Here is a 25406-nt window from a genome sequence, read left to right as displayed (position 1 = left end):
CCCCCGCCCACGAGAAGGACGAGGTTGATGACGACCGATCCCAAAGCCACCGGCGACCCCGGTGGTGACCCCGCCGGCGAGAGAGACACGATCGCCGGTGCGTCCTCCCCCGAAGCCCTCGACAGCATCCAGAGGGACATCGAGGCGATGGAGACGCACGACTACACCGAGGACACCGGGATCGAGGGGACCCGCGGCCAGCTCCAGTCGATCTGGCGCTGGAGCGTCTTCTTCGTCGCCCTGGCCCTGGCCGCGTTCCACCTGTGGACCGCGTTCACCCAGACGCTGCCCCCTCTGCAGCAGCGCTCCTTCCACCTGGCCCTCGGCCTGGGGCTGGTGTTCCTGCTCTACCCGACCAAGGAGCGCCGGGTCGAGGTCCACGGACCCTTCTACGGCATCAGCATGGCCTTCAGCGGCCTCCTGGTGGGCTACCTGGCGGTCGGGACCCTGTCCGGCACCAACACGAGCATGTACCTGTACCTCCCGCAGGCGGTGTTCGGCGGACTGGCCCTCGTCCTCCTCGGCGGCGCCGGCTGGTTCCTGTGGCGTACGCGCGCGTCCGACGCGGCCTCGCGGGCCCAGGCGGCGGGTGGCTGGACCCTCCTCGTCGGCGCGGCGCTGATCTCGCTGGACCTGGTCACCAGTGACGCGGCCGGCGGCTTCTTCTTCCTGCCCTTCCTGGGCCTGGGCCTGATCGTGGCCGCCCTCGCCCTGGGCGTCGCGCTCCTGCGCCGGCCCTCGGTGTTCCCCGTGTGGCTGTGGCCGGCCGTCACCCGGTGGGGCCTGACCGCCACGGGCGCGGCCGTCCTGGCCTACATGTCCCTGTCCGGGATCGCCGGATGGAACGTGGTCGGACCGGCGCTGGCGATCCTCGTGGTCGTGCAGCTGTCCCGCTACTCGCGCGTGACGCTCATGGGCATGCCCGTGTTCGACGTGGTCCTGGCGGCACTGGGCCTGTTCGCCGGACTGTTCATGTTCGTCAACTACCGCGAGATCGTCACCACGGTCGGCATCCTCAATCCCACGTACGTCATGGTGGGCACGATCGGCATCCTGCTGATCCTCGTGGCGGCCGGACGCGTGCTCGGCCCCGCCCTGGTGGTGCTGGCGTCGTCGCTGGTCGCCTTCGCCTACTTCGGCCAGTCCATGCCCGGCTTCCTGCGCCACCGCGGATCCAGTGTCGACCAGATCGTCACGAACCTGTGGGTGAGCACGGAGGGCGTCTTCGGGACCCCGCTGGGGATCTCGGCGACGTTCATCTTCCTCTTCATGATCTTCGCCGCCATGCTCCAGCGGACGGGCATGGAGCGGTTCTTCACCGACCTGGCCCTGGGCGCCACGGGACACTCCACGGGCGGCACCGCCAAGGTCGGCATCGTCACGAGCGCGTTCTCCGGCACGATCACCGGCAGCTCGGTGGCCAACACCGTCTCCAACGGCGCGTTCACCATCCCGATGATGAAGAAGTCCGGGTACAAGCCCGAGTACGCGGGCGCGGTCGAGGCGGCCTCCTCCACCGGCGGCCAGATCATGCCGCCGATCATGGGCGCGGGCGCCTTCATCATGATCGAGTTCACCGGGGCCAGCTACCAGCAGATCCTCACGGCCGCGGCGATCCCGGCGGTGATGTTCTTCGTCTCCCAGTACGTGGTCGTGCACTACGACGCCAAGCGGATGGGCATCGGCGGCCTGCCCCGGGAGCTGCTGCCCAACCTGCGCGTGCTGATGCTGACCCGCGGGTACCTGCTCGCTCCGGTCGTCGCGATCTTCGCCCTGCTGTCCCTGGGCTACTCGCCGATGTACTCCGCGATGGGCGCGGTCGTGGCCACCGTCGCCATGAACCTGCTCATCCAGTTCGTCACGCTGCCCTGGGCGCGCGTCGACGGCCGCCTGCGCCGCCGGGCCGCGCGTGAGGCCGGGGCGAACGCCCTGCGCCTGTCCCTGCCGATCGTCGTCGCCGCGGTGGCCGCGGCGGTGGTGGTCCTGGGGGTGCAGAACGTGTTCGCGGAGATGGGGCGCGGCATGCAGGCGATGTTCATCGCCCTGCTGCTGGCCGGCGTCGCCATGGCGGCCATGGCCCTGTTCTCGTCCTGGAAGCACTCCGAGGAGGACCAGCTCAACTTCCACGGGTTCCTGGACGGGCTGGTGGGCGCCTCGCGGCTGGCGATCCCGATCATCGTCGCGTGCGCGTCCGCGGGCATCATCGCGGGCGTCATCACCACGACCGACCTGGGACTCAAGCTCAGCCGAGGACTCCTGGGCATCGCCGAGTCGATCAGCACCTCCCTCGCGTCCCTGCTGACGGCGGTGGCGTCCTCGCCGGCGCTGGCGTGGACCGGGGCGGGCGCGGACTTCGGGACCGAGGCGGTCGCGACCCTGCGGGTCGACCTGTTCCTCATCCTGGTGATGTCGATGCTCGCCTGCCTGATCCTGGGCATCGGCCTGCCCACGACCGCGAACTACGTCATCACGGCGACGCTGGCCGCGCCGGCGATCGTGGCCGTGCTCCAGGGCGAGTTCGAGACCCGCACGCTCGCGATGCTGCTGATGGCGCACCTGTTCGTGTACTACTTCGGCGTCCTGGCCGACATCACCCCGCCGGTCTGCCTGGCCGCCTACGCGGCCTCGGGCATCTCCGGGGGCGATCCGATCCGCACCGGGTTCTACGCGGTGCGCATCGCGATCGCGGCCTTCGTCATGCCGTACATGTTCGTGTTCTCGCCGGAACTGCTGCTCCAGAACGTGAACCTGGTGTCCGGCACCGTGGCCGCGGTGACCGGTATCGCGGGCGCGGCCATGGTGGCACTGGGACTCGTGGGCTATCTGGACCGGCCGATGACCTGGTACCAGCGCGCCGCGATCATCCTGGGCGGCCTGCTCCTGGTCTCCGCGAGCTGGACCACCAACGTGATCGGCCTGGTCCTGATCACCGTGGTCATCGGCTACGAGAAGCTGCGGACCCGCCGCGAAGGCGGCCCGGAGCGCGTCCCCGACGCCACCGGGCCGGCGAACGGCGCCGAGACCGCCCCCGCGGCGGAAGCCGGTGCGGGCGAGGGCGACAAGGACTGAGGTCCGGTGTTCGGGCCCGGGTGCGCGCACCCGGGCCTTTCCGTCCGGGGTAGCGGATAGCCTGGAGCGGTGAGCCAGAGTCGTACCTACCAAGTGCGGACCTACGGCTGCCAGATGAACGTCCACGACTCCGAGCGCCTCTCCGGTCTGCTGGAGGACGCTGGGTACGCGCGCGCAGCCGAGGACACCACCGCCGACATCGTCGTGTTCAACACCTGTGCGGTCCGGGAGAACGCCGACAACCGCCTCTACGGCAACCTGGGACACCTGCGTCCGGTCAAGGACGCCAATCCCGGGATGCAGATCGCCGTGGGCGGCTGCCTCGCCCAGAAGGACCGCGGCGAGATCGTCCGCCGCGCCCCCTGGGTCGACGTCGTGTTCGGCACCCACAACATCGGTTCCCTGCCGACCCTGCTGGAGCGCGCCCGCGTCCAGCGCGAGGCGCAGGTGGAGATCGCCGAATCGCTGGAGCACTTCCCGTCCACGCTGCCCAGCCGCCGCGAGTCCGCCTACGCCGCGTGGGTGTCCATCTCGGTGGGCTGCAACAACACGTGCACCTTCTGCATCGTGCCCGCGCTGCGCGGCAAGGAGCAGGACCGCCGCCCCGGCGACGTGCTCGCCGAGGTGCGCGCGCTCGTGGACGAGGGCGTCAGCGAGGTCACCCTGCTCGGGCAGAACGTCAACGCCTACGGCAGCGGGTTCGGCGACCGGCAGGCCTTCTCCAAGCTGCTGCGCGCCTGCGGCGAGGTCGAGGGGCTGGAGCGGGTCCGCTTCACCTCCCCGCACCCTCGCGACTTCACCGACGACGTCATCGAGGCGATGGCCGAGACCCCCAACGTGATGCCGCAGCTGCACATGCCCCTGCAGTCGGGCTCCAGCAAGGTCCTCAAGGACATGCGCCGCTCCTACCGCCAGGAGCGCTTCCTGGGGATCGTGGAGAAGGTGCGCGCGGCCATGCCGGAGGCCGCCATCACCACCGACATCATCGTGGGCTTCCCCGGCGAGACCGAGGAGGACTTCGCCGAGACGCTGCACGTGGTGCGCGAGGCGCGGTTCGCCATGGCGTTCACCTTCCAGTACTCCAAGCGCCCCGGGACCCCGGCCGCCACCATGGACGACCAGGTGCCGCCGGAGGTCGTCAAGGACCGCTACCAGCGCCTGGTCGACCTCCAGGACCGGATCTCCTGGGAGGAGAACCAGAAGCTGGTCGGCCGCGAGGTCGAGCTGCTGGTCGCCGAGGGCGAGGGCAAGAAGGACGGCGAGCACCACCGCCTCTCGGGCCGCGCTCCCGACAACCGCCTGGTGCACTTCGCGGTGGGCGACGGCGAGCGGCCGCGTCCGGGCGACACGGTGACGGTGGACGTCACCTACGCCGCGCCGCACCACCTGGTGGCCGACTCCGGCATCCGTGAGCTGCGGCGCACCCGCGCCGGTGACGCGTGGGACGCCCGCAACGGCGCGCCCGCGCAGGCGCGCGAGCCCGAGGTCCTGCTGGGCATGCCCCGGATCGGCGCCCCGGCCGAGGAGCCCGCCGCCGTCGGCGGGTGCTGCGACGCCTGACGGCTCCGGCGACAGAGTGAGGAGGCCCCCGGCACGGCGCCGGGGGCCTCCGCCGTCTCCGGCCCTGTCAGAGCCGCACGTAGAGGTCGTGGAACCGCCGATTGTCCGGCCTCGTCACGCTGGGCAGGACCACGGGGAAGAGCACTTCTTTGGTGGGGGAGTGCGGGTAGACGGTGCCCTTGCCCACGTCGGCCCGCCGGGCGACGTCCTCGATGGTGATCTCGGGGTAGCCCCAGGTCACGGTAGGACCCCGGCCAGGAGGAACTCCGCGCTCCCCATCGCGAACAGGCTGAATCCGAGCAGGTGGACCCCGGCGGGCAACCTGTCGGAGGATCTCTCGGTGTGCGTTGTCGTGTCCATGCGGACCACCTCCACCGGGAGGATCGGGCCGTCCGAGCGGTTTCGGCAAACGATGTTGCCGAAACAGGGATGGACGGGTTCACTGGTCCCATGGACGAACAACCCAGTGTCGACGCCGTGATCGAGCAGATCGCGCCCCGCCTGCGCCGCGCCCGGGAAAGGAAGGGCGTCAGCCTGACCGGCCTCGCGCGTACCACCGGGATCTCGACCAGCACGCTGTCGCGGTTGGAGTCGGCCCAGCGCAAGCCGAGCCTCGAACTCCTCCTGCCGATCACCGCGGCGCTCGGCGTGCCCCTCGACGAGATCGTTGCGGCGCCCCGGATCGTCGACCCGCGCGTGCCCCAGCACCCGACCAGGAAGGACGGCCGGGTGCTGATCCCGCTGTCACGGCGGCAGGGCGAACCGCGCGCGTACAAGATGACCATCCCGGCGCACGACGAGGAGCCCTTCCTGCGGACCCACACGGGCCATGAATGGCTCTACGTGCTGCGCGGACGACTGCGGGTGCGGCTGGGCGAACGCGACTTCGTCATGGGGGAGGGGGAGGCGGCCGAATTCGACTGCCAGATCCCGCACTGGTTCGGAGCCGCCGGACGGGGCGGGGTGGAGGTGCTCAGCCTCTTCGGCAAGCAGGGCGAGCGCATCCACCTGCGCACTCCGCGCCGCTGAGGCGCATGCGGCGGGCGGGCCCGGGACGGATGTTGCGCGAGAGGCGGCACCGGCGGGCCCGGGACGGGTGTGAGCCTTGGGGCGGCACCGGCACCGAGTGCGACCGCCGCCGGACCGCCTCGGCCCTACCCGTTCGCGCCCCGGAAGCCGGGCATCACCGTGGCCACGTCCACCAGAGCCTCGTCGGGGGCCTCGGGAGTCCCGGCCAGGGCCGTGTCCACCAGGGCCAGGGCGCGGTCGGTGAGCTCGGGCGCGTCGTAGGGCAGCCAGCGGATCCGCGGGTCGCGGCGGAACCACGACTCCTGGCGGCGGGCGAAGCGCCGGGTGGCCTGCGCGGTGGCCGCCTTGGCGTCCTCCTCGGACAGGATGCCGTCGAGCTGCTCCAGCGCCTGCGCGTAGCCCAGGGCGCGCGAGGCCGTGCGGCCCTCGCGCAGGCCCTGTCCGTCCAGCCGCCGGACCTCCTCCAGCAGTCCCCGCTCCCACATGCGCTCCACCCGGGTGTCGATCCGCGTGTCCAGCTCCGGACGCGGAGCGCTCAGTCCGATCTGGAGGCAGGGGTAGAACGAGGTGTGGTCGGGCAGCGTGGCGGTGAAGGGGCGCCCGGTCAGTTCGATGACCTCCAGCGCGCGCACGATCCGGCGGCCGTTGCCCGGCAGGATCGCGCGGGCGGCGGCGGGATCGGCCTCGGCCAGGCGGGCGTGCAGCACGCCCGGACCGGCGTCGGCCAGTTCCCCCTCCAGCCTGGCGCGCACGGCGGGGTCGGTGCCGGGAAAGTCCAGGTGGTCCAGGACGGCCCGCACGTACAGGCCGGAACCGCCGACCAGCACGGGGATGACGTCGCGCTCGGCGCACTCCTCCACGCGTTCGCGGGCCATCGCCTGGTAGCTGGCCACGTCGGCGGGTTCGGTGACCTCCCAGACGTCGAGCAGGTGGTGGGGGACGCCGCGCCGTTCCGGTTCGGACACCTTGGCGGTGCCGATGTCCATGCCGCGGTACAGCTGCATGGAGTCCGCGTTGATCACCTCGCCGCGGCGACCGGTGCGTTCCTCCAGGCGGAGTGCCACGTCGACGGCGAGGTCGGACTTGCCCACAGCGGTCGGGCCCACGACCGCGATCACCTTGATCATCACCCCAGCCTAGTCATGCGATCGCCTGCCACGGTCGTGTTCCCGCGGACGGGTCGCCCGCCGCGCCGACCGGTCGCGCATAGCAATAATCACGCTGTTATGAAATAGATTTACGGCTTCGCCGCACAAACGAAGAAGACAGGGAAACTCTGTTGGAGCATGATCGGTGTTGAATTGCCGGAGGGTCGGTGTGTTCTCTGAGTTGAATATGGGTGCGGTATGAACAAAGCAAGAATCGCTGTTGTCGGCATGGGTCTCTGTTACCCTGACGCGCATTCACCCGCGGATCTCTGGGAGAATGTTCTGGCTGGTAGGAGGGCTTTTCGTCGCCTTCCTGCTGAGCGCATGAATCTGGAAGATTACTGGTCGGAGGACCCGTCCGCCGAGGACCGATTCTACTCGGACAAGGCGGCGGTCCTGCGCGGATTCACATTTGACCGTGCGCACTACCGTGTCTCCGGGAGTTCTTTCCGGTCCACCGACATGACGCATTGGCTCGCGCTGGAGACCATGTCGCGGGCCCTGGAGGACGCCGGTTTTCCGGCTGGGGAGGGCCTGCCCCGGAGGTCCACCGGCGTGGTCATCGGCAACAGTCTCACCGGTGAGTTCTCCCGCGCCAACACGATGCGCCTGCGGTGGCCGTACGTGCGACGGACCTTCGCCGCCGCCCTGGCCGAGCACGGGTGGTCGGAGGAGGAGACCGACTCCTTCCTGGCCGAGGTCGAGGGGGCCTACAAGTCACCGTTCCCGCGCATCGACGAGGACACCCTGGCCGGCGGCCTGTCCAACACCATCGCCGGCCGGGTCTGCAACCACTTCGATCTCGGCGGCGGCGGCTACACGGTGGACGGCGCCTGCTCCTCGTCGCTGCTGTCGGTCTCCACGGCCGCCACCGCCCTGGCCGAGGGTGCCCTGGACGCCGCCCTGGCGGGGGGCGTCGACCTGTCCATCGATCCCTTCGAGGTCATCGGCTTCGCCAAGACCGGTGCCCTGGCCACCGGCGAGATGAAGGTCTACGACAAGGACTCCAACGGCTTCTGGCCCGGTGAGGGCTCGGGGGCGCTCGTGCTCATGCGCGAGGAGGACGCCCTGGCCCAGGGCAAGCGGATCTACGCCGTCATCACGGGCTGGGCGGTCTCCTCCGACGGCAGCGGCGGCATCACGCGGCCCGAGGAGGGCGGACACCGGCTGGCCCTGGAGCGCGCCTATGAGCGGGCCGGATACGGGATAGAGACGATCGGCTACTTCGAGGGCCACGGCACCGGCACCGCGCTCGGAGACGAGACGGAACTGACCGCACTCTCCGGCGCCAGGGCCGCGGCAGCCCCCTCCGGGCAGCCGGCCGCCCTGGGCTCGGTCAAGGCCAACTTCGGCCACACCAAGGCCGCCGCGGGCGTCGCGGGACTGATCAAGGCCGTCCTGGCCGTCCACCACCGTGTCATCCCGCCGGCGACCGGCCACCACGACCCGCACCCGCTGCTGGAGGAGGAGTCCGCTCCGCTGTTCGTGCCGGACCGGGCACTGCCCTGGCCGCAGGACCGCCCCGTGCGGGCGGGCGTCTCGGCCATGGGGTTCGGCGGGATCAACACCCACGTGACGGTGGAGTCGGCTCCGGGCGGCGGTGGCGCCGGAGTCACCGCCCGCGTTCGCGCACTCGTGGCCGGCCGTCAGGACGCCGAACTCCTCGTCGTGGAGGGCGCCGACGTAGCCGCCGTACGGGTCCGGCTGGAGGAGCTCCTGGAGTCGCTGCCGCGCCTCTCCTACGCCGAGCTCACCGACCTCGCCCACGCGCTCGCCGTCGGCTCCGGCACGGCGCCGGCGCGTGCCGCCGTGGTCGCCTCCTCGCCCGAGTCCGCCGCGCGCGCGGTGCGGGCACTGCTCGACCGCATCGACGCGGGCGAGCAGGAGGTGCTCTCCCCGGCACAGGGAGTCTTCCTCGCCCACCGCGCCACGCCTCCCCGCGTCCGCTACCTCTTCCCCGGACAGGGGTCGGGAAGCGGTCGGCCCGGAGCGTTCGCACGGCGCTTCGACCGCGCCGCCGAGGTCCTGGCCTCGGCCGGCCTGCCACAGGGCGGTGACCAGGTCGCGACCGAGGTCGCCCAGCCCCGCATCGTGGCCGGCTCCCTGGCCGCACTCGCGGTGCTGGAGGATCTCGGGCTGAGGGCCGACGGAGCCACCGGGCACAGCCTCGGCGAGCTGACCGCCCTGCACTGGGCCGGCGCGCTGGACGCCCGGAACGTGCTGGACCTGGCGGCGGCGCGCGGACGCGCGATGGCCGACGCCAGCGACGGAGGCGGTGCGATGGCCGGGCTGGCGGCCGCACCCGAGAAGGTGCGGGCCCTGATCGGGGACGAGTCCACCGTGGTCATCGCCGGGTACAACGGCCCCGGACAGACGGTGGTCTCCGGTCCCGCCGAGGACGTGGAGAGGGTGTGCCGGCGTGCGCGGGACGGAGGCGTCAACGCCACACGGGTGAACGTCTCCCACGCCTTCCACTCGCCACTGGTGGCCCCGGCCGCCGACGTCCTGGGGCGGCGGCTCACCGAGACCGACTTCGCACCCCTGTCGGCGGGGGTGGTGTCCACGGTGACCGGGCGCGAACTCGACCCCGACACCGACACGCGTGCGCTCCTGCGGGACCAGGTGGTGCGACCGGTGCGCTTCCAGGAGGCGGTCGAGCGCCTGGCGCGCGACGCCGACCTGCTGCTGGAGGTGGGGCCGGGACGTGTCCTGTCCGGGCTCGCCGCCTCCTGCGCCCCGGAGGTCCCCGCGCTGCCGGTGGACACCGACGCGGTGACGCTGGCGCCCTTCCTGTCGGCCGCGGGCGCGGCCTACGCCCTCGGCGCCCCCGTCGACGTGCCGGCCCTCTTCACGGGCAGGCTGGTCCGTGAGCTGCCGGAGGAGTTCGAGTTCCTCGCCAGCCCCTGTGAGGCCGCGCCCCGCCTGGACGCCGGGCGCACCGACGGCCGCTCCGCCGCGCCCGCGGCACCCTCGGCCGAGGACGCGACGGGCGGGGAGGAACAGGACACGCTGGGCCTGCTGCGCTCCCTGGTGGCCGCGCGTGTCGAGCTGCCCGAGTCGACGGTGAGTGCCGCCACGCGTCCGCTCGACGACCTGCACCTCAGCTCGATCACCGTCGGTCAGATCGTCAACGAAGCCGCACAACGGCTGGGCCTGCCGCCGATGAGCGCGGCCTCCGGCTACGCCACCTCCAGCCTGGGCGAGATGGCGCAGACCATCGAGGCCCTGGCCGAAACCGCCGACGACCGGACCGCCCCCGCCCAGGTGGCCGGTGCGGCGCCGTGGGTGCGCGCCTTCGAGGTCGCCCACGTGCCCGCCGACGTCGCCGAGGCCCCGGCCGGCGACACCGGCGAGCCGGAGCCGGCCGACTGGAGTGTCTACGCCCCGCCCGGGCACCCCCTGGCCGCGCCGCTGCGGGACGCGCTCTCGCGGATCGGCGGAGGCGTCCTGCTGTGCCTGCCCGCCGAAGGCGGTGCCGACTTGGCCGGGACCTTCCTGGACGCCGCCCGTGCGGTTCTGGCCTCGGGTCCCCAGAGCCGGTTCGTCGTCGTGCAGGGCCGGCGCGGGGCCTCCGGCGTGGCCCGGACCCTGCACCAGGAGCTGCCCGGCCTGACCACCACCGTGGTCACCCTGGACGATCCCGAGCCGGAGTCGGAACGCGACCGCGAGCAGGCGGTGCGCCAGGTGGTGGAGGAGGTCGCCGCCGGGCGGGGCTACACCGAGTCGCGCTACGGAGCCGACGGCCGGCGCACCGTGCCCGTGCTGCGGGCGGTGTCCCCGCCCGACGGCGCCGACGCGGGCGAGCCCCCGCTCGGTGCGGACGACGTGCTCCTGGTCACGGGAGGGGGCAAGGGCATCACGGCCGAGTGCGCCCTGTCCCTGGCCCGGGAGTACGGTGTCGGCCTGGCGCTCCTGGGCCGCGCGGCGCCGGAGGACGACGAGGAGCTCGCGGCCAACCTGGAGCGGATGGCGGCGGCCGGGGTGCGCTACCGGTACGACCGCGCCGACGTGACCCGGCCCGAGGAGGTCCGTGCCGCGGTGGACTCCTTCCAGCGGGAGCTGGGCGCGGTCACCGCCGTGCTGCACGGCGCGGGCCGCAACGAGCCGGCCGCCGTGGCGAACGTGACGGAGCCGCTCATGCGGCGCACCCTGGCGCCCAAGACGGACGGGCTCGCCGCCGTCCTCGGAGCGATCGACCCCGAGCGCCTGCGCCTGCTGGTCTCCTTCGGCAGCATCATCGGCCGGGCCGGGCTCCGCGGTGAGGCGCACTACGCCACCGCGAACGACTGGCTCACCGAGATGACCGTCGAGTACGGCCGCGAGCACCCCCACACCCGGGTGCTGTCCCTGGAGTGGTCGGTGTGGTCGGGCGCCGGGATGGGCGAGCGCCTGGGCGTGGTCGAGGCCCTCATGCGCGACGGCATCACCCCGATCTCCACTGAGGAGGGCATCGCCGTCCTGCACCAGGTCCTCGCCGACCGCGAGGCCGGCCCGGTACTGGTCGTCAGCGGTCGCGCCGACGGGCTGCCGACGCTGTCCGTCGAACAGGGCGAGATCCCCCTGGGCCGGTTCACCGACCGCGTCCTGGTGCACTACCCCCGGGTCGAACTCGTCACCGAGGCGGTTCTGTCCTCGGCGGACGACCCCTACCTGGACGACCACCTGCTCGACGGCGACATGCTCTTCCCCGCTGTCATCGGCATGGAGGCGATGGCCCAGGTGGCGGTCGCCGTGAGCGGGCACGAGGGGCCTCCGGTGATGGAGGGGGCGCGATTCCTGCGGCCGGTGGCGGTGCGCCCGGGCGGCAGCACCACCATCCGGGTGGCCGCGCTGGTGCGGGACGCCGACACGGTCGAGGTCGTCATCCGCAGTGAGGAGACGGGCTACGACGCCGACCACTTCCGTGCGCTCCTGCGCTGGCCCGGCTCCGCACCGCGGGAAGGCGGTGCGGCCGCGGAGGCACCGCTGCTGCCCCGGGTTCCGGTGGACCCGGCCGAGCTCTACGGGGGCGTCCTCTTCCAGGGCAAGCGGTTCCGCCGCCTGCTGTCCTACCGGAGGGTGAGCGCCCGGCACGTCGTCGCCGAGCTGTCCACGACCGCGCCCGGCGACTGGTTCGGCTCGTTCCTGGCCCAGGAGCGGGTCCTGGCCGACCCCGGTGTGCGCGACGCGGCCATGCACGTGCTGCAGGCCTGCGTGCCGGACGGAACCCTCCTGCCCGAGGGCGTGGACCGGCTGGTCCTGGCCGGGCCCGAGGACCAGGAGGCCGACTGCGTGCTCCTGGAGGCGGTCGAACGCCTCCAGGACGGCGACTCCTACGTCTACGACGTGGACCTGCGCGACTCCGTCGGGACCGTGGTCGAGCGGTGGGAGGGCCTGCGCCTGCGCGCGGTGCGCAGGAGCGGCGGGGCCGGGCCATGGGTGCCGTCCCTGCTGGGGCCGCACCTGGAGCGGGAGCTGGAGCACGTGCTCGGCGGCTCGCGAGCCGTCGTCGTCGACCCCGACCCCGAGTCCGGCGCCGCCCAGGGCGTGGAGGAGCGGCGGGGCAGGACCGAACTGGCGGTCGGGCGGGCGCTGAACCGGGTCACCCGGGTGCGGTACCGGCCTGACGGCCGCCCCGAGATCCCCGGGGCGCACGTGTCGGCCTCGCACGGGGCCGGCGTGACCCTGGCCGTCGTCGGCGACACGGCCCTGGCCTGCGACGTGGAAGCCGTCGCCGAGCGCTCCGACGAACAGTGGTCGGGGCTGTTGGGCGAAGGGCTGTCGTCCCTGTGGCGGCTGGTCGCACGCGAGGCGGACGAGTCCGCGCACGTGGCGGCGACACGCCTGTGGGGAGCCCTGGAGTGCCTGCGCAAGGCGGGCGGCACCGGCCGCGCGCTGACGTTCGAGGGGGTCGGTGACCACGGCTGGGTGGTCCTGTCCTCGGGCACTGACCGGATCGCCACCTGGGTCACGGACCTGAACGGAAGTCCTGACCCGACGGTGTTCGCCGTCCTGTCCCGAGAGGAGAGCTGATGTCCGACTACTACGAGATCCGCCACACGGTCGGCTTCGAGGAGACCAACCTGGTGGGCAACGTGTACTACGCCCACTACCTGCGCTGGCAGGGCCGCTGCCGAGAGATGTTCCTCAAGGAGCAGGCACCGGAGGTCCTGGAGGACCTGCGCGGCGACCTGAAGCTGTTCACCCTCAAGGTCGACTGCTCGTTCTTCGCCGAGATCACCGCCTTCGACGAGCTCTCCATCCGGATGCGGTTGGAGGAACTGACCCAGACCCAGGTGCAGTTCTCCTTCGACTACGTCCGCTTGGACGGGGAGGGGGAGCTCCTGGTGGCCCGGGGCAGTCAGCGGGTGGCCTGCATGCGCGGCCCCAACACGGCGACGGTCCCCACCCGCGTGCCCGAGGAACTGCGTGCGGCGCTGGCGCCGTACGTGTCGGAGTCGGGGCCGGCCGGTGCCGCCCCCCGAGGGGCGGTGGCCTGACATGGTTGCCCTGCGCAAGGTGATGTCCACGTTCGCGACCGGGGTGACGGTGCTCACCGTTGGTGGGGACACCCCCCACGGCATGACGGCCAACGCCTTCTGCTCGGTCTCCCTGGACCCTCCCCTGGTGCTGTGCTGTGTCTCCGGTACGGCCCGCCTGCACAAGGCGGTGGTCACGCAGGGGCACTTCGCGGTCTCGGTGCTGTGCGCCGAACAGGAGGACACCGCCCGCTACTTCGCCAGCCGGGAGAGGCCCGAGGGAAAGGAGCAGTTCGCCTCGGTGCCCTGGCTGCCCGGACCGAGCACGGGGGCGCCCCTGATCGCGGACGCCCTCGCCTGGCTGGAGTGCGAGGTGACCGAGGAGATCGAGGCCGGTGACCACTCCGTGTTCGTCGGCCGGGTCGTACACGCGGACGCCGGGGCCGATCGGTCGGCGCTGGTGTTCCACGGCGGCGCCTTCCGCGGGCTCTCCCACGGCGCCGCGAACGGCAGGGTGAAGGCGGGATGAGCACCTCGGAGGCGGATCTGAGGCCGGTGGCCGTGCCCAGGGAGGCGCGGCCGCCGGCCCCCGGCGGCCGCACGATGGCGGAGCTGCGGCGCGAGCGCGACACGCTGCGCGGCCTCACCGAGGCCGGTGACCCGACCGGCATCGAACGCCAGCACGGACTGGGCAAGCGCACGGCGCGTGAACGCCTGGACCTGCTCCTGGACGAGGGCTCGTTCGTGGAGCTGGGTGTGTTCCGGCGCCGCAGGGACGAGGGGCCCACCACGGAGGGGCGCCGCCCGCACACCGACGGGGTGGTCACGGGTTCGGGCACGGTCGGCGGCCGGCGGGTGTTCGTCTACGCGCAGGACTTCACGATCCTGGGCGGTTCGCTGGGTGCCGAGCACGCCAGGAAGATCCACCGCGTCATGGACCTGGCCCTGGACAGCGGAGCGCCGATCATCGGGCTCAACGACAGCGGCGGCGCCCGCATCCAGGAGGGCGTCGCCGCCCTGGACGGGTACGGCGGCATCTTCCGCAGGCACGTGGCCGCCTCCGGGGTCGTCCCCCAGATCAGCGTGATCCTGGGGCCCTGCGCGGGCGGCGCCGCCTACTCCCCGGCGCTCGCGGACTTCACGTTCATGGTCCGCGGCACGGCCCGGATGTACCTGACCGGCCCCGACGTCATCGCCGCGGTGAGCGGTGAGCGCATCGGGCACGAGGAGCTGGGCGGCGCGGACGTGCACGGCGCGCGTACCGGTGTGGCCGCCGTGGTCCACGACGACGAGGAGGAGTGCCTGGAGGACGTGCGCCACCTCGTGTCGCTCCTGCCCGACAACAACCTGTCCGCGCCTCCGGACGTGCCCGGGCCGGGGGCGGCGCGTGACGATCGGCGGCCGCGGCTGGCCGAGATCGTCCCGGCCGAGCCCAACAAGCCCTACGACATGCGGGAGGTGGTCGCCGAGGTGGTCGACGACGGGGACTTCTTCGAGGTCCACGAGGGGTGGGCGACCAACGTGCTGTGCGCCCTGGCCCGGGTGGACGGCGCCGTGGTGGGGGTGGTCGGCAACCAGCCCATGGTCCTGGCCGGCGTGCTCGACAGTGACGCCGCCCAGAAGGCGGCCCGTTTCGTCCGTTTCTGCGACGCCTTCAACATCCCGCTCGTGACGCTGGTGGACGTCCCCGGGTTCCTGCCGGGCGCGGCACAGGAGCACGCCGGGGTGATCCGGCACGGCGCCAAGCTCCTCTACGCCTACTGCGAGGCGACGGTGCCCCGCGTGCAGGTGATCCTGCGCAAGGCCTACGGCGGTGCCTACATCGTGATGGACTCGCGCTCCATCGGCACGGACCTGTCCCTGGCCTGGCCCAGCAACGAGATCGCCGTCATGGGGGCGGAGGGGGCGGTCAACGTGGTCCACCGCAGGGAGCTGCGTGCCGCGGACGACCCGCGGGCCCGCCGCGCGGAACTGGTGGAGGACTACCGCAGGCGACTGATGCACCCCTACAGGGCCCCGGAGGAGGGGTTCGTCGACGACGTGATCGACCCCGCCGACACGCGCGCCGCGGTGGCGGCGGGACTCGCCCTGCTGCGGGACAAGAGAAGGGAGCAGCCGCGCCGCAAGCACGGCAACGTGCCGCTCTGAGGCGGACTCCGCGGATGCCGGTGGTCGCGCCGGGGCCGGGTGGGCGAGGAGAACGTCCTGTGGGGCCTCCGCGCGCGATCGACCGGCCGCCGGTGCTCCGGGCGGTCAGCAGGGGTGGGCTCGGGCCTCCTCCCACAGGGAGCGGAGGCGCTGAGCGGAGGCGCCGACCGAGGCCCGGGCCGCCTCCGGGGTGTCTCCGCACCCCACCATGAGGGACACGAGCTGGTCCTCGAAGCACCGGTCGGCGTCGTAGGGCGGAATGAGGTAGGAACCGAGTTCCAGTGTGGTCAGCCCGTGCACCGCGCACCACAGCCGGTGGGCCACCAGTTCCGGCTCGGCGGCGCGGAAGCGACGGGAGCCGACACACCGGCGTACGCAGTCCGTCACGTTGCGCAGTGTGTAGCGGCCATGCTGACGGTCGTCCTCGGACAGGCTGAAACCCGCCAGGGAGCAGCCGCCGAACATCACCGTGTACAGATGCGCGTTGTGCGCCGCGTTGTGCCGGAAGGCCCTGCCGAGCAGAGCCAGGTCGCAGACGGGGTCGGCGGTGGGGCGGACGCTGGTCAGGTGTTCCTCCAATCGGGTGAAACCCTCGCGGACCATCGCGTGGACCAGTCCGCCCATGCCGTCGAAGTGCGTATAGACGGCCATCGTGGAACTGCCCGCTTCCTGGGCGATCCTGCGGGTGGACAGGGCCCTGGGCCCCTCGGTGGTGAGCAGTCGGGCGGCCGTATCGATCAGGAGCGAGCGGAGTCGGGGGTCGGACTTGCGTGGGCTCATGCCACCAATATCCGACGTCACCTCGCGTCCACTCTACTTGTGTTCAGCCTTTTCCGGGTGGTCCGGGGTGTAAGAATGCCGTCTTCCCGGGTAATTGTCTTGTCATTCTTACGTCTCATAGCTCCACTGCCTGCGGCCTTTACGGAAGGTGATTGAGATCGTGTCGCCGACGGGTTGTGGCATCTGTCGGGCGACAGCTTTTTCCCGTGCCTGCGGCGGCGTAATCCTGTGTGTCCACTTGTGGTCAGCGGGGTTGAACGGGTGTGTGCGCATGCTGGGGTGATGGCCTCGGTGTTCCCGTTCCAGGGGGTTACTTTCGGTGAGCAGTTCGTTGCAAAAAGTGCCGAGTGGGTTGTTTATTTCGGAACTATTTCTAGGCCGGGTTTAGCGCTCAGTGTCGCAATCTGGAAGATGATGGCCCGCGCGGCGGATGTGAACATGGACCGGTGCCTGTGCCGAGTGGCGAAGGGTGGTGGCGGTGGGCAAGGTTTTCGGCTACGCCGGGTGGAGGGTGTGGGCCCCGGGTCCACAACCCCTCCCGTTCTCCCCGCGTTTGGCTCGCAGTTGAGTGAACTTACCTTTTTGATCCATTTTTGAAGGTGGGAGGTATTCATCAGTTGTGGTTTTTACTTTCTTGATAACGCAGGGCCTTCCCGTGCGCCTCAGCTCTGTGTTCGCCGTGTCCGACATTCGGAATCGTGTCAGGAGATCGCCGTGGAGAAATCTGTCCGCCAAGCCGTCGCATTCATCCGAAGCCGCTATGACGAGCCCATCACTCTGAGCCAGCTCGCGGCCGAGGTCTTCGTCAGCCCGTACCACTTCTCCAGGATCTTCTCCCGCGCGGTCGGCATGACGCCGGGGCGCTATCTGACCGCCGTGCGCCTCTTCGCGGCCAAGCGCATGCTCCTCACCACGGACCTCACGGTCTCCGACATCGTCTGCAGCGTCGGCTACAACAGTGTCGGCACGTTCACCAGCCGTTTCACCCGCGCGGTCGGAGTGTCGCCGACCCAGTACCGTTCCCCCGCCGTGTCGCGGCTGCTCGTGGCGGTCTCCCACGACTTCTCCCGGCTGCCGGCCCTGGGGGAGATGATCGAGGCCCGACGCCGTCGGCCCGATTCCCCCGTGAGCGGCACCACGATCACCGGGGTCCTGGACGTACCCGAGTCGGTCGGCCACTCGGACGTCATGGTCGGCGTGTTCCGCGAGGCGGCCCCCCAGGGGTCTCCGGTCGCCTTCGAGGCGCTCTCCGCGCACGGACGGACCGAGTACACGGTCTCGGGCGTGCCATACGGCTCTCACCACGTCATCGCCGTGGCCAGACCCCGGGGGTCCGAGGGGGAGTCCGCTCCCGTTCTCACAGCCTCCACACGCCGGCACGTGCGGACCGCGCCGGGCCTCAACACCTTCGTCGGCCTGTCCATGGGCCCGGCCAACGAGACGGCCCCGCCCCTGGCAGTGACCCTGGCCGAGACCGCGTCGGTCCAGACCAGGGAGCCGGGACCGGGACTCGCCGGGCTCCGCCAGACGGTGGCCTGAGCCGTGCTCGGCAGGGTCGCGCGCGCCGTCGGCTGCGCGCTCCTGGCACCCCCGCTGGCCGAGGTGGGCTTCTCCCGCAGGGGCTTCCCCGGTCACGACTCCCCGGCCGCACGCGGACTCGAGGCGATCCCCCAGTCCGTGGTGTGCGGCTTCGAGTGGGGGATGGAGGCACACGACCTCCACGAGGCCCGGCAGCGGGTCGAAACCGTCGACGCCGCCCTGCGCGGCTTCGCCTACGAAGGCACCGCCATGGCCTTCACCGTGCGTGACGCCCTCCCCACGGGCGGATCCGGATGGACGCGCGCCCTGATGGACGGACCGGCCAGACCCCACACACTGCTGGCCTACATCGGCATCGGCTTCGCCATGGCACGCCTGCCCAGGCGGCTGTGGAAGGGCGTCCTGCCCGACCTCACCGACAACCCCCACCACCCCACGATGAGTTGGCTCGCGGTGGACGGCTACGGGTTCGACCGCGCCTACTTCGACACCGCGCGCTGGGTCCACCGGGCCCAGACACCGCGCCCCTACCCCTGGCTCGGGGCGCCCCACTACTTCCACCGGGCCTTCGACCAGGGTGTCGGGCGGGCACTGTGGTTCATCCACGGTGCCCGGCCGGAGGCCGTCGGCGACGCGGTGCTCGACTTCGCCGAGGAGCGCCGCCCGGACCTGTGGAGCGGCGTGGGACTGGCCGCCGCCTTCGCGGGCGGCGCGGACCCGGAGGGTCTGGGCCGGCTGCTCGGCGCGGCAGGCGGTCTCGCACCGCACGCCGCTCAGGGCGCCGTCTTCGCCGCCAAGGCCCGCGTCCTCGCGGGCACGGTCCCCGGTCACACCGAGGTCGCGATGCGCGCGCTCACCGGTATGGACTGCGCACGCGCCGCCGCCCTGGCCGACGAGCACGAGGTGGAGCCCGGGGACCACGGCGGCGTCCCCGCCTACGAGGTCTGGCGCGCCGGAGTGCGCGCGCACTTCTCCTGACGTGCGCAGCGACCGGCAATCGCGGAGTAGACCCCGCCACCGCCGCGGGGGAAGCATGGAACCCGTATCAACCGAGTCCGTCGCCACACGCGGGAGGACGCATTGGCCAGTCTGACAGGAGCGCTCCGGCGTCGAGTCCTGACACCGGACCCCTCCGAGACCACACTCGAAACCCGCGGATTCCACGACAAGGGCCCCGCCGGGCGCAGTGTCCTGGAGACGGTCGGAGCGTCGTTCCTGGCCGGTCTGGGGGACGCCGTGGAGACGGCCTCGCCCGAGCGGACCGACGCCCGGCTCACGGCGCTGGGTACGCGCTACCGGGGCTTCGCCTACGAAGGGGCGGCCATGGGCTTCGCTCTGCTGGACGCGCTCTCCTTCAGGGGAGGCAGGACCCGTCGCTTCCTCGACGGACCCGGCGCCTCCCACGTGTACATGGCCTACGTGGGCATCGGGTGGGCCATGGCCCGCCTGCCCGGGCCCCTGTGGCCCGGGACCGGGGACCTGGACCCGGTGCTCCGGTGGCTCGTGCACGACGGCTACGGGTTCCACCAGGCCTACTTCCACACCGAGGCCCACGTCCACCGCCGTGAGCGGGACGAACGCGCCGCACGGCGCACGGGGGACGGGCCCTACGCCCTGCGCGCCGCCGACCAGGGCATCGGCCGCGCGCTGTGGTTCGTGGCGGGGACGGACGCCGAACGGGCCGCCGAGCTGGTGGAGGGTTTTCCCGCCGAGCGCAGGCAGGACCTCTTCGCGGGCCTGGGACTGGCCGCCACCTACGCGGGCGGCGCCGACGAGGAGGAGCTGACCGCGTTGCGGGAGCGGGCGGGGGAGCACCGCTGGTTCCTCGCCCAGGGCAGCGCCTTCGCCGCCGAGGCCAGGGTACGCGCCGGGCTCGTGGTGCCCCACACCGAGACGGCCACCCGCGTCCTGTGCTCCCTGGGAGCGGAGGAGGCGGCACGCCTGTCCAGGGACCACCGCCCCGACGCCTCGGGCCCCGATCCCGCTCCCGACCGCCCCTGGTACGAGGTCTGGCGAGTGGCGCTGGCCGAGGAGTTCGCGCACACGGCCGGTGCCGGGGACCTCTCATGAGCGCCGGACGCCGACGACCTCCCCGCACGCCGCCCTCCGCCGCTCCCCGCATGCTCCGCGACCTGGTCACCGACAGGCTCGCCATGATGACCACGGCGGCCGAGCGCCACGGGGACGCGGTGCGGATGGTCGCGGGCCCCAAGACCCTCTACTTCTTCAACCACCCCGACCACGCCAAGCACGTGCTGGCCGAGAACAGCTCCAACTACCACAAGGGCATCGGCCAGGCCCACGCCCGCCGGGCGCTCGGCGACGGCCTGCTGACGAGCGAGGGCGAGATCTGGCGCGCCCAGCGCCAGACCATGCGCCCGGTGTTCCGTCACCAGAGGATCGCCGCCCAGGCCGACGCCGTGGCCAAGGAGGCCACCGCCCTCGTGGACCGCCTGCGGTCACACGTGGGAGGCGGCCCCGTCGACGTGTCGGCGGAGGCGACCGGGCTGACCCTCGGAGTCCTGGGCCGCACCCTGCTCGACACCGACCTGCACGCCTTCGACACCATCGGCACCGCCTTCGAGGCCGTCCAGGACCAGGCCATGCTCGACATGGTGACCATGAACGGCCTGCCGGTGTGGCTGCCCTTCCGCACCCAGACCAGGTTCCGGCGCGCCCGCGGGGAGCTCCAGCGGATCGTGGACCGGCTCGTACGCGAACGCGTGCCCGGCGACGGTGACGACGCCCTCTCGCGCGTCCTGGCCGACGCCGGCTCCGAGACCGACCCCGCCTCCCGCGCGCGCCGCGTGCGCGACGAGCTCGTCACGCTGCTGCTGGCCGGGCACGAGACCACGGCGAGCACTCTGAGCTGGGCCCTCTACCTCGTGGACCGCAACCCCGGCACGGCCGAACGGCTGGCGGAGGAGGCGGTGCGCGTCCTCGGCGACCGGGAGCCCACCCATGAGGACCTGCATGAGCTCACCTTCACCACCTCCGTCGTGCAGGAGGCCATGCGGCTGTACCCGCCCGTGTGGATCCTGCCGCGCAAGGCGCTGGCCGACGACGAGATCGGCGGCTACCACGTCCCCGCCGGCGCCGACGTGCTGATCTGCCCCTACACCCTGCACAGGCGCCCCGACTCGTGGGACCGCCCGGAGGCCTTCGACCCCGACCGCTTCGGCCCCGGGCGGCGCGAGGACCGGCACCGCTACGCCTACATCCCCTTCGGCGCCGGTCCGCGCGTGTGCGTGGGCAGCAACCTCGGGATGATGGAGGCCGTCTTCGTGCTCGCCTCCATCTCCCGCGAGCTGCGCCTGACCCTGCCGCCCGGCCATCTGGCCGTCCCCGAGCCCATGCTCTCGCTGCGCGTGCGCGACGGCCTCCCCATGACGGTCCGCCCGCTGTAGCGGCCGCCGGCCGCGCCGCACCCCCGATCCGCACCCCAGGACAAGGAGACCTCCATGCCCACAGGCGCCCCTGACGAGGGCAGCACCGAGACACGGACGCTGGAGGCGTTCGCCGACACCGTCCTGCCCGGCGCCAAGCGCGCCCCGGACGACACGAGCGTGGCCGGCCGCTCCCACGACGCCGGCGCGGTCGAGGCCGGCGCGCTGGAACTCCTGCGCACCCCCGCCACGGGGCTGACGTCCGGCCTGCCCGAGTTCGCCGCACTCCTCAACGAGCACGCCGCGGGGTACGCGGCCGGGCGCGGCCTCCCCGCGGCGGACGGGGAGCCCCCCTTCGTCGCGCTGGCCTTCGAGGACCGCACCGCCCTGCTGCGCAACCTCACCTCACCCGGCCACCCGGAGAAGGAGTTCTGGGTGATGCTCGCGCTCTTCTGCAACATGGCCTACGACAGCGCCGCGCACATCAGCACGCCCGAGGCCATCGCCGCCGGGCACCCGGGCCTGCGCGCGATGGGCTTCGCCGCACCGGACGCCGACGGGCTGCTGCGGTTCAAGGAGTACTCCTACGGCCGGCCGCTGGCCCGCCTCCACCCGGACACGACGCCCTCGGGGAGCCCCGCATGACCACCACGGAGAAGACCGACGTACTGATCATCGGGAGCGGTTTCGGCGGCGCCATCACCGCCTACCACCTCGCCGCGGGCGGGGCGCGCGTCACGGTCCTGGAACGGGGCCCGTGGCTGGAGAGCCGCGACTTCGAGCACGACTTCCTCCTCGGCTCCTCCTACACCCGTGCCTTCGACTTCACCGTGGGCGACGGCATGAGCGTCCTGGGCGGCAACTGCGTGGGCGGCGGCAGCATGGTGTACTTCGCCGCCCTGCCCCGCGCCCCACGCTTCGTCTTCGAGCGCCAGGGCTCCATCGGCCGCCGCATGTGGCCGTCCTCGATCAGCCGCGACTCCCTCGACCCCTGGTACGACCGGGTCGCCGAGGCGATGGGCGTGCGCACGCAGGACTGGTCCGACGTCAGCTACGCGGGAGGGCTCTGGGGCGCGGCCTGCGACCACTCCGGGCGTACGGCCAACCCGGTGCCCGTCGCGATCGACAAGGACGCCTGCGTCAACTGCAACTGGATGATGGCCGGGTGCCGGTTCGACGCCAAGAAGTCGCTCGTGTTCAACTACCTGCCCGCCGCCACCGCCCACGGGGCCACCATCCGGCCCCTGCACGAGGTACAGCGGCTGGAACGCCTCGACGACGGCGGCTACCGGGTCCACTACAACGTCGTCGACGGCGAGGACTACCGGATCACGGACGGTTCGGGAGCCATCGACGCCAAGATCGTGGTGCTCGCCGCCGGGGCCGGCGCCACCCCCGTCATCCTCAAGCGCTCCGAGGCGGACCTGGGGGCCATGCCCCACGCGGTCGGCCGCTACTTCTCCGGCAACGGTGAACGCCTCAACACCGCCGTGGTCAACGAGGACCGGGTCCGCGACGTGCTCGGCCTGGCGCGTGACGACGAACGCGCCTACGAGGCCTTCCAGATCGGCAAGGGTCCCTGCGTGGCCAACTGGGACCGGCTGGACCCGTCCCTGCCCGAGTACTCCCGCTACTCCCTCGAACAGCTCTACTTCCCACCGGCACTGGGCACGATCCTCGCGCAGGCGCCCGGGGCGCCGACGCCGTCGTGGTTCGGCTCCGACAAGAAGGAGATGCTGCGCCGCTGGAAGTCGTGGCTCATCGTGTTCACCATGAGCGAGGACGACAACGAGGGCGTCTTCGGCCCTCCTCCGCCCACGGGCAACGCCGTGCGCCTGTCCCAGCAGATGCTCGGCCGGGGACCGCTCAGCTACCGGCCCACCGCCAACACCCAGCACGGGTGGTCCAGCGCGGACGCCGAGGTCAAGGAGATCCTGGAGAAGGACGGCATCGCCGAGGTCGCCCCCTGGACCAACGACCTGGTCGGCGCCTACACCGTCCACCCGCTGGCCTCGTGCCGCATCGGCGACGACCCGCACACCTCCGCGCTGGACGACCGGCACGAGCTGCGGGGCCACCCGGGGATCTTCGTGACCGACGGGTCGTCGGTTCCCGGCGCGCTGACCGTCAATCCCGCGATGACCATCGCGGCACTCGCCGAGCGCTCCGTGCCCGGCATCGTCGAGGCCGCCCGGGCGCGCGGCCTCGACGTCACCTACGGCGCTCCCGCACCCGACGGCGCCACGTCGGGGAGCGGGAGCGTCCTGACCACGGCCGGCCGACGGTCCTCCTGACGGCCGGCCCCGCGAGACGGGAGGTGGACCGGTGCTCCGCGCCGTCCTGAGATCGGCCGTGCGCCGATCGCTGCAAGAGGTGCGCCACGTGCGCCCCGACCCCCCGGGCCGGGCGCGCGGCGTGGTCGCCGACCTCTACGAGCGGGTGGAACGCGACTTCGGGGTCCTGGCCCCGCCCGTGGCCATGCTCTCACCCGCACCGGAGTGCGCGGCGGCCACGTGGACGGCGCTGCGCGAGTCCCTCCTGGTGCCGGGGCGCACGTCCCGGGCGGACCGGGAGGCGGTCGCCACGGCGGTGTCGCGGGGCAACGCCTGCCCCTACTGCGTGGAGGTGCACGGTTCCACCCTCGGCTCCCTCGGGGGCGGCGCGGACGCCGGTGCCGCCGCCCCCTACCCCGGTGCGCTGGTCTCGGCCGGGCCGACCGAACGGGCCGAACTGGGCGCCGTCGCCCTGACCTTCGAGCACATCAACCGGCTGGTCAACGTCTTCCTGCCCGACTCGCCCCTGCCCGCGTTCGCACCCAAGCCCCTACGGGAGCCCCTGCGCCGGGCCACCGGCGCGGTGATCGCCACCCGTCCGGGGCCGCCCCCGGCCCCCGACACCTCGCTGGAACTGCTGCCCGACGCGGCACGGCGCGCGCCCGTGCCCGAGGACCTGCTCTGGGCCTCCGGCGACCCGCGGGTGCTGCGCGTGCTCACCGGTGTGGCCGCCGCCGTGGACGCGGCCGGGGCCCGCACCCTTACGCACGCCGTGCGCGCTCTGCTCCGGAACCACCTCCGCGGCCACGGCACCGCCCCGGACGGGGTCAGCCGCGCATGGGTTGAGGAGCCGATCGGCGCGCTGGCCCCCCACGAACGGCCCCTGGGGCGCCTCGTCCTGCTCACCGCGCGCGCCTCCTTCCAGGTCGGCGACGACACCGTCGCCGAGTGCCGGAGGGCGGGAGCCGACGACGCCGACCTGGTCAGGGCCGTCTCCTGGGCCGCGATGACCGCGGCCCGCCAGACCGTGGCCGCCACCTTCTCCCCCCGTACCGAAACGAACCAAGGAAACCAGACGTGAACAATCTGCCCAATGTCATCACCGAACTGCCCGCCGTCATCGACGACCTGGCCGCCGAGGCGGCCCAGATCGACGCCCTGGTCGCCGACCTGGACCCCGCCGACTGGGTACGCGAGACCCCGGCTCCGGGGTGGACCGTGGCCCACCAGGTCGCCCACCTGTGCTTCGTCTTCCGGCTGGCCGGAACCGCCGCCTCCGACGCCGAGGCGTTCGCGGCCATGACGGCCAAGGCCGAGGAGGACTTCGACGGGGCCGTCAACGCGGTCCTGGCCACCTACCCCCTGGACGACCCGGAGAAGCTCCTCGCCCGCTGGCGCACCGACCGCGACTTCGCCGTCGAGGCCCTGGCGGCGGCCCCCGCCGACCAGCCGGTGCCCTGGCTCGTGCGCCCGATCCCCCCGGGCGTCCTCGCCTGCGCGGGCATGATGGAGGTCCTCGCCCACGGCCAGGACATCGCCGACGCCTTGGGCGTCGCACTCGACCGCACCGACCGCATCGGCAACGTGGTCGGGTTCGCGGTGATGGTCTGGGAGTTCGGCTACCAGTCGCGAGGACTCACCCCGCCCGACACCGAGTTCCGCTTCGAGCTCACCTCACCCTCCGGGCGGAAGTGGGAGTTCGGCCCCGCTGAGGCCGAGCAGCGGATCACCGGGGACGCGGCCGACTTCTGCCTGCTGGTGACGCGCCGCCGCCACCGCGCCGACCTGGACCTCACCGCGGTGGGAGCCGACGCCGACCACTGGCTCGGCATCGCCCAGGCCTACCGGGGCCCGGCCGGGGAGGAACGCCGGCCCGGACAGTTCGCCCGCGCACGGGGCTGACACCAGGAGGAGGGGCGGGGCCGAAGGCCGTCCCCGCCGTCCCGCACCCGACCGTTCTCGGGCGCGGGACGGGCAGGTACGCAATCGCGGAGACGCCCGGCGAGACCGGCGGGT

General features: G+C 72.4%; 18 protein-coding genes and 1 pseudogene. 15 read left to right on the top strand and 4 right to left on the bottom strand.

The genetic code is table 11. The features are described 5' to 3' along the window. Nucleotides 1-27 precede the first annotated feature (27 nt). Together ADL05_RS00595 and miaB are read left to right on the top strand one after the other, a co-directional pair. Nucleotides 28-3069, top strand: coding sequence for a TRAP transporter permease (locus ADL05_RS00595; RefSeq protein ID WP_082375995.1), 3042 nt, complete (start codon nt 28-30; stop codon nt 3067-3069). A 93-nt stretch (nt 3070-3162) separates the two neighbouring features. Beyond that, nucleotides 3163-4629 (top strand): tRNA (N6-isopentenyl adenosine(37)-C2)-methylthiotransferase MiaB, encoded by a 1467-nt coding sequence (gene miaB, locus ADL05_RS00590; RefSeq protein WP_255351830.1) that lies wholly within the window; start codon nt 3163-3165, stop codon nt 4627-4629. Nucleotides 4630-4753: 124 nt separating this feature from the next. Here the strand turns inward: miaB and ADL05_RS29180 are convergent. Continuing rightward, nucleotides 4754-4855 (bottom strand): annotated as a pseudogene (locus ADL05_RS29180) (TetR/AcrR family transcriptional regulator); the annotation flags it as partial. Between the two features lie 11 nt (nt 4856-4866). Further along, a complete protein-coding gene (locus tag ADL05_RS32085; RefSeq protein WP_255351827.1) occupies nt 4867-4989 on the bottom strand; it encodes a hypothetical protein in 123 nt (40 codons plus the stop codon). 90 nt (nt 4990-5079) lie between these two features. Between ADL05_RS32085 and ADL05_RS00585 the strand changes: the two genes are divergently transcribed. Further along, nucleotides 5080-5658, top strand: coding sequence for a helix-turn-helix domain-containing protein (locus ADL05_RS00585; protein WP_053614835.1), 579 nt, complete (start codon nt 5080-5082; stop codon nt 5656-5658). 125 nt (nt 5659-5783) lie between these two features. Here ADL05_RS00585 and miaA read toward each other — a convergent pair whose 3' ends face one another. Further along, nucleotides 5784-6785 carry a tRNA (adenosine(37)-N6)-dimethylallyltransferase MiaA gene (gene miaA, locus ADL05_RS00580; protein ID WP_053614834.1) on the bottom strand — a complete coding sequence of 334 codons (1002 nt, stop codon included), beginning with the start codon at nt 6783-6785 and terminating at the stop codon, nt 5784-5786. Between the two features lie 219 nt (nt 6786-7004). Between miaA and ADL05_RS00575 the strand changes: the two genes are divergently transcribed. From ADL05_RS00575 to ADL05_RS00560, 4 genes are read left to right on the top strand one after another with little or no spacing between them, the layout of a single operon-like run. Beyond that, nucleotides 7005-12818: an SDR family NAD(P)-dependent oxidoreductase gene (locus ADL05_RS00575; protein WP_082375993.1), complete on the top strand. Its 5814-nt coding sequence runs from the start codon at nt 7005-7007 to the stop codon at nt 12816-12818. Beyond that, complete coding sequence (locus ADL05_RS00570; RefSeq protein ID WP_053614832.1) at nt 12818-13285, top strand: thioesterase family protein; 468 nt, start codon at nt 12818-12820, stop codon at nt 13283-13285. Before ADL05_RS00575 ends, ADL05_RS00570 begins: the two co-directional genes overlap by 1 nt. 1 nt (nt 13286) lies before the next feature. Next, complete coding sequence (locus ADL05_RS00565) at nt 13287-13793, top strand: flavin reductase family protein (RefSeq protein ID WP_053615034.1); 507 nt, start codon at nt 13287-13289, stop codon at nt 13791-13793. After that, nucleotides 13790-15412 (top strand): acyl-CoA carboxylase subunit beta, encoded by a 1623-nt coding sequence (locus ADL05_RS00560; RefSeq protein ID WP_053614831.1) that lies wholly within the window; start codon nt 13790-13792, stop codon nt 15410-15412. Before ADL05_RS00565 ends, ADL05_RS00560 begins: the two co-directional genes overlap by 4 nt. 105 nt (nt 15413-15517) lie before the next feature. On the opposite strand, the gene ADL05_RS00555 is transcribed toward ADL05_RS00560, so the two are convergent. Then, nucleotides 15518-16192 carry a TetR/AcrR family transcriptional regulator gene (locus ADL05_RS00555; RefSeq protein ID WP_053614830.1) on the bottom strand — a complete coding sequence of 225 codons (675 nt, stop codon included), beginning with the start codon at nt 16190-16192 and terminating at the stop codon, nt 15518-15520. A gap of 714 nt (nt 16193-16906) precedes the next feature. Here ADL05_RS00555 and ADL05_RS00550 point away from each other — a divergent pair. From ADL05_RS00550 to ADL05_RS00515, 8 genes are all read left to right on the top strand, one after another. Next, the gene (locus tag ADL05_RS00550; RefSeq protein WP_197285634.1) at nt 16907-17731 is read left to right on the top strand and encodes a helix-turn-helix domain-containing protein; all 825 of its coding nucleotides are present in this window, start codon (nt 16907-16909) and stop codon (nt 17729-17731) included. 3 nt (nt 17732-17734) lie between these two features. Then, a complete protein-coding gene (locus ADL05_RS00545; protein WP_053614829.1) occupies nt 17735-18709 on the top strand; it encodes a DUF1702 family protein in 975 nt (324 codons plus the stop codon). Nucleotides 18710-18811: 102 nt separating this feature from the next. Then, nucleotides 18812-19801 (top strand): DUF1702 family protein, encoded by a 990-nt coding sequence (locus ADL05_RS00540; RefSeq protein WP_053614828.1) that lies wholly within the window; start codon nt 18812-18814, stop codon nt 19799-19801. Beyond that, nucleotides 19798-21138, top strand: coding sequence for a cytochrome P450 (locus ADL05_RS00535; RefSeq protein ID WP_053614827.1), 1341 nt, complete (start codon nt 19798-19800; stop codon nt 21136-21138). The genes ADL05_RS00540 and ADL05_RS00535 overlap by 4 nt, the downstream gene beginning before the upstream one ends. Nucleotides 21139-21192: 54 nt before the next feature. Further along, nucleotides 21193-21762 (top strand): DUF5987 family protein, encoded by a 570-nt coding sequence (locus ADL05_RS00530; protein WP_053614826.1) that lies wholly within the window; start codon nt 21193-21195, stop codon nt 21760-21762. Further along, nucleotides 21759-23411 carry an FAD-dependent oxidoreductase gene (locus ADL05_RS00525; RefSeq protein ID WP_053614825.1) on the top strand — a complete coding sequence of 551 codons (1653 nt, stop codon included), beginning with the start codon at nt 21759-21761 and terminating at the stop codon, nt 23409-23411. Before ADL05_RS00530 ends, ADL05_RS00525 begins: the two co-directional genes overlap by 4 nt. A gap of 31 nt (nt 23412-23442) precedes the next feature. Beyond that, a complete protein-coding gene (locus tag ADL05_RS00520) occupies nt 23443-24471 on the top strand; it encodes a carboxymuconolactone decarboxylase family protein (RefSeq protein ID WP_053614824.1) in 1029 nt (342 codons plus the stop codon). After that, nucleotides 24468-25292, top strand: a complete 825-nt coding sequence (locus tag ADL05_RS00515) for a TIGR03084 family metal-binding protein (protein WP_231640544.1) — start codon at nt 24468-24470, stop codon at nt 25290-25292. Before ADL05_RS00520 ends, ADL05_RS00515 begins: the two co-directional genes overlap by 4 nt. Nucleotides 25293-25406 lie beyond the last annotated feature (114 nt).

The organism is Nocardiopsis sp. NRRL B-16309 (assembly GCF_001279585.1).
Classification (GTDB): Bacteria; Actinomycetota; Actinomycetes; order Streptosporangiales; family Streptosporangiaceae; genus Nocardiopsis.
Note: the sequence above shows the minus strand (reverse complement) of the source record. Positions and strands in the feature narration are given on the sequence as shown.

What these genes read in the sequence shown, in the direction of transcription:
- ADL05_RS00585 (WP_053614835.1), top strand. Translation starts at nt 5,080, where the DNA reads ATGGACGAACAACCCAGTGTCGACGCCGTGATCGAGCAGATCGCGCCC.
- miaA (WP_053614834.1), bottom strand. Translation starts at nt 6,785, where the DNA reads ATGATCAAGGTGATCGCGGTCGTGGGCCCGACCGCTGTGGGCAAGTCC.
- ADL05_RS00595 (WP_082375995.1), top strand. Translation starts at nt 28, where the DNA reads ATGACGACCGATCCCAAAGCCACCGGCGACCCCGGTGGTGACCCCGCC.
- ADL05_RS00555 (WP_053614830.1), bottom strand. Translation starts at nt 16,192, where the DNA reads ATGAGCCCACGCAAGTCCGACCCCCGACTCCGCTCGCTCCTGATCGAT.
- ADL05_RS00530 (WP_053614826.1), top strand. Translation starts at nt 21,193, where the DNA reads ATGCCCACAGGCGCCCCTGACGAGGGCAGCACCGAGACACGGACGCTG.
- ADL05_RS00570 (WP_053614832.1), top strand. Translation starts at nt 12,818, where the DNA reads ATGTCCGACTACTACGAGATCCGCCACACGGTCGGCTTCGAGGAGACC.
- ADL05_RS00535 (WP_053614827.1), top strand. Translation starts at nt 19,798, where the DNA reads ATGAGCGCCGGACGCCGACGACCTCCCCGCACGCCGCCCTCCGCCGCT.
- ADL05_RS32085 (WP_255351827.1), bottom strand. Translation starts at nt 4,989, where the DNA reads ATGGACACGACAACGCACACCGAGAGATCCTCCGACAGGTTGCCCGCC.
- ADL05_RS00575 (WP_082375993.1), top strand. Translation starts at nt 7,005, where the DNA reads ATGAACAAAGCAAGAATCGCTGTTGTCGGCATGGGTCTCTGTTACCCT.
- ADL05_RS00560 (WP_053614831.1), top strand. Translation starts at nt 13,790, where the DNA reads ATGAGCACCTCGGAGGCGGATCTGAGGCCGGTGGCCGTGCCCAGGGAG.
- ADL05_RS00565 (WP_053615034.1), top strand. Translation starts at nt 13,287, where the DNA reads ATGGTTGCCCTGCGCAAGGTGATGTCCACGTTCGCGACCGGGGTGACG.
- ADL05_RS00525 (WP_053614825.1), top strand. Translation starts at nt 21,759, where the DNA reads ATGACCACCACGGAGAAGACCGACGTACTGATCATCGGGAGCGGTTTC.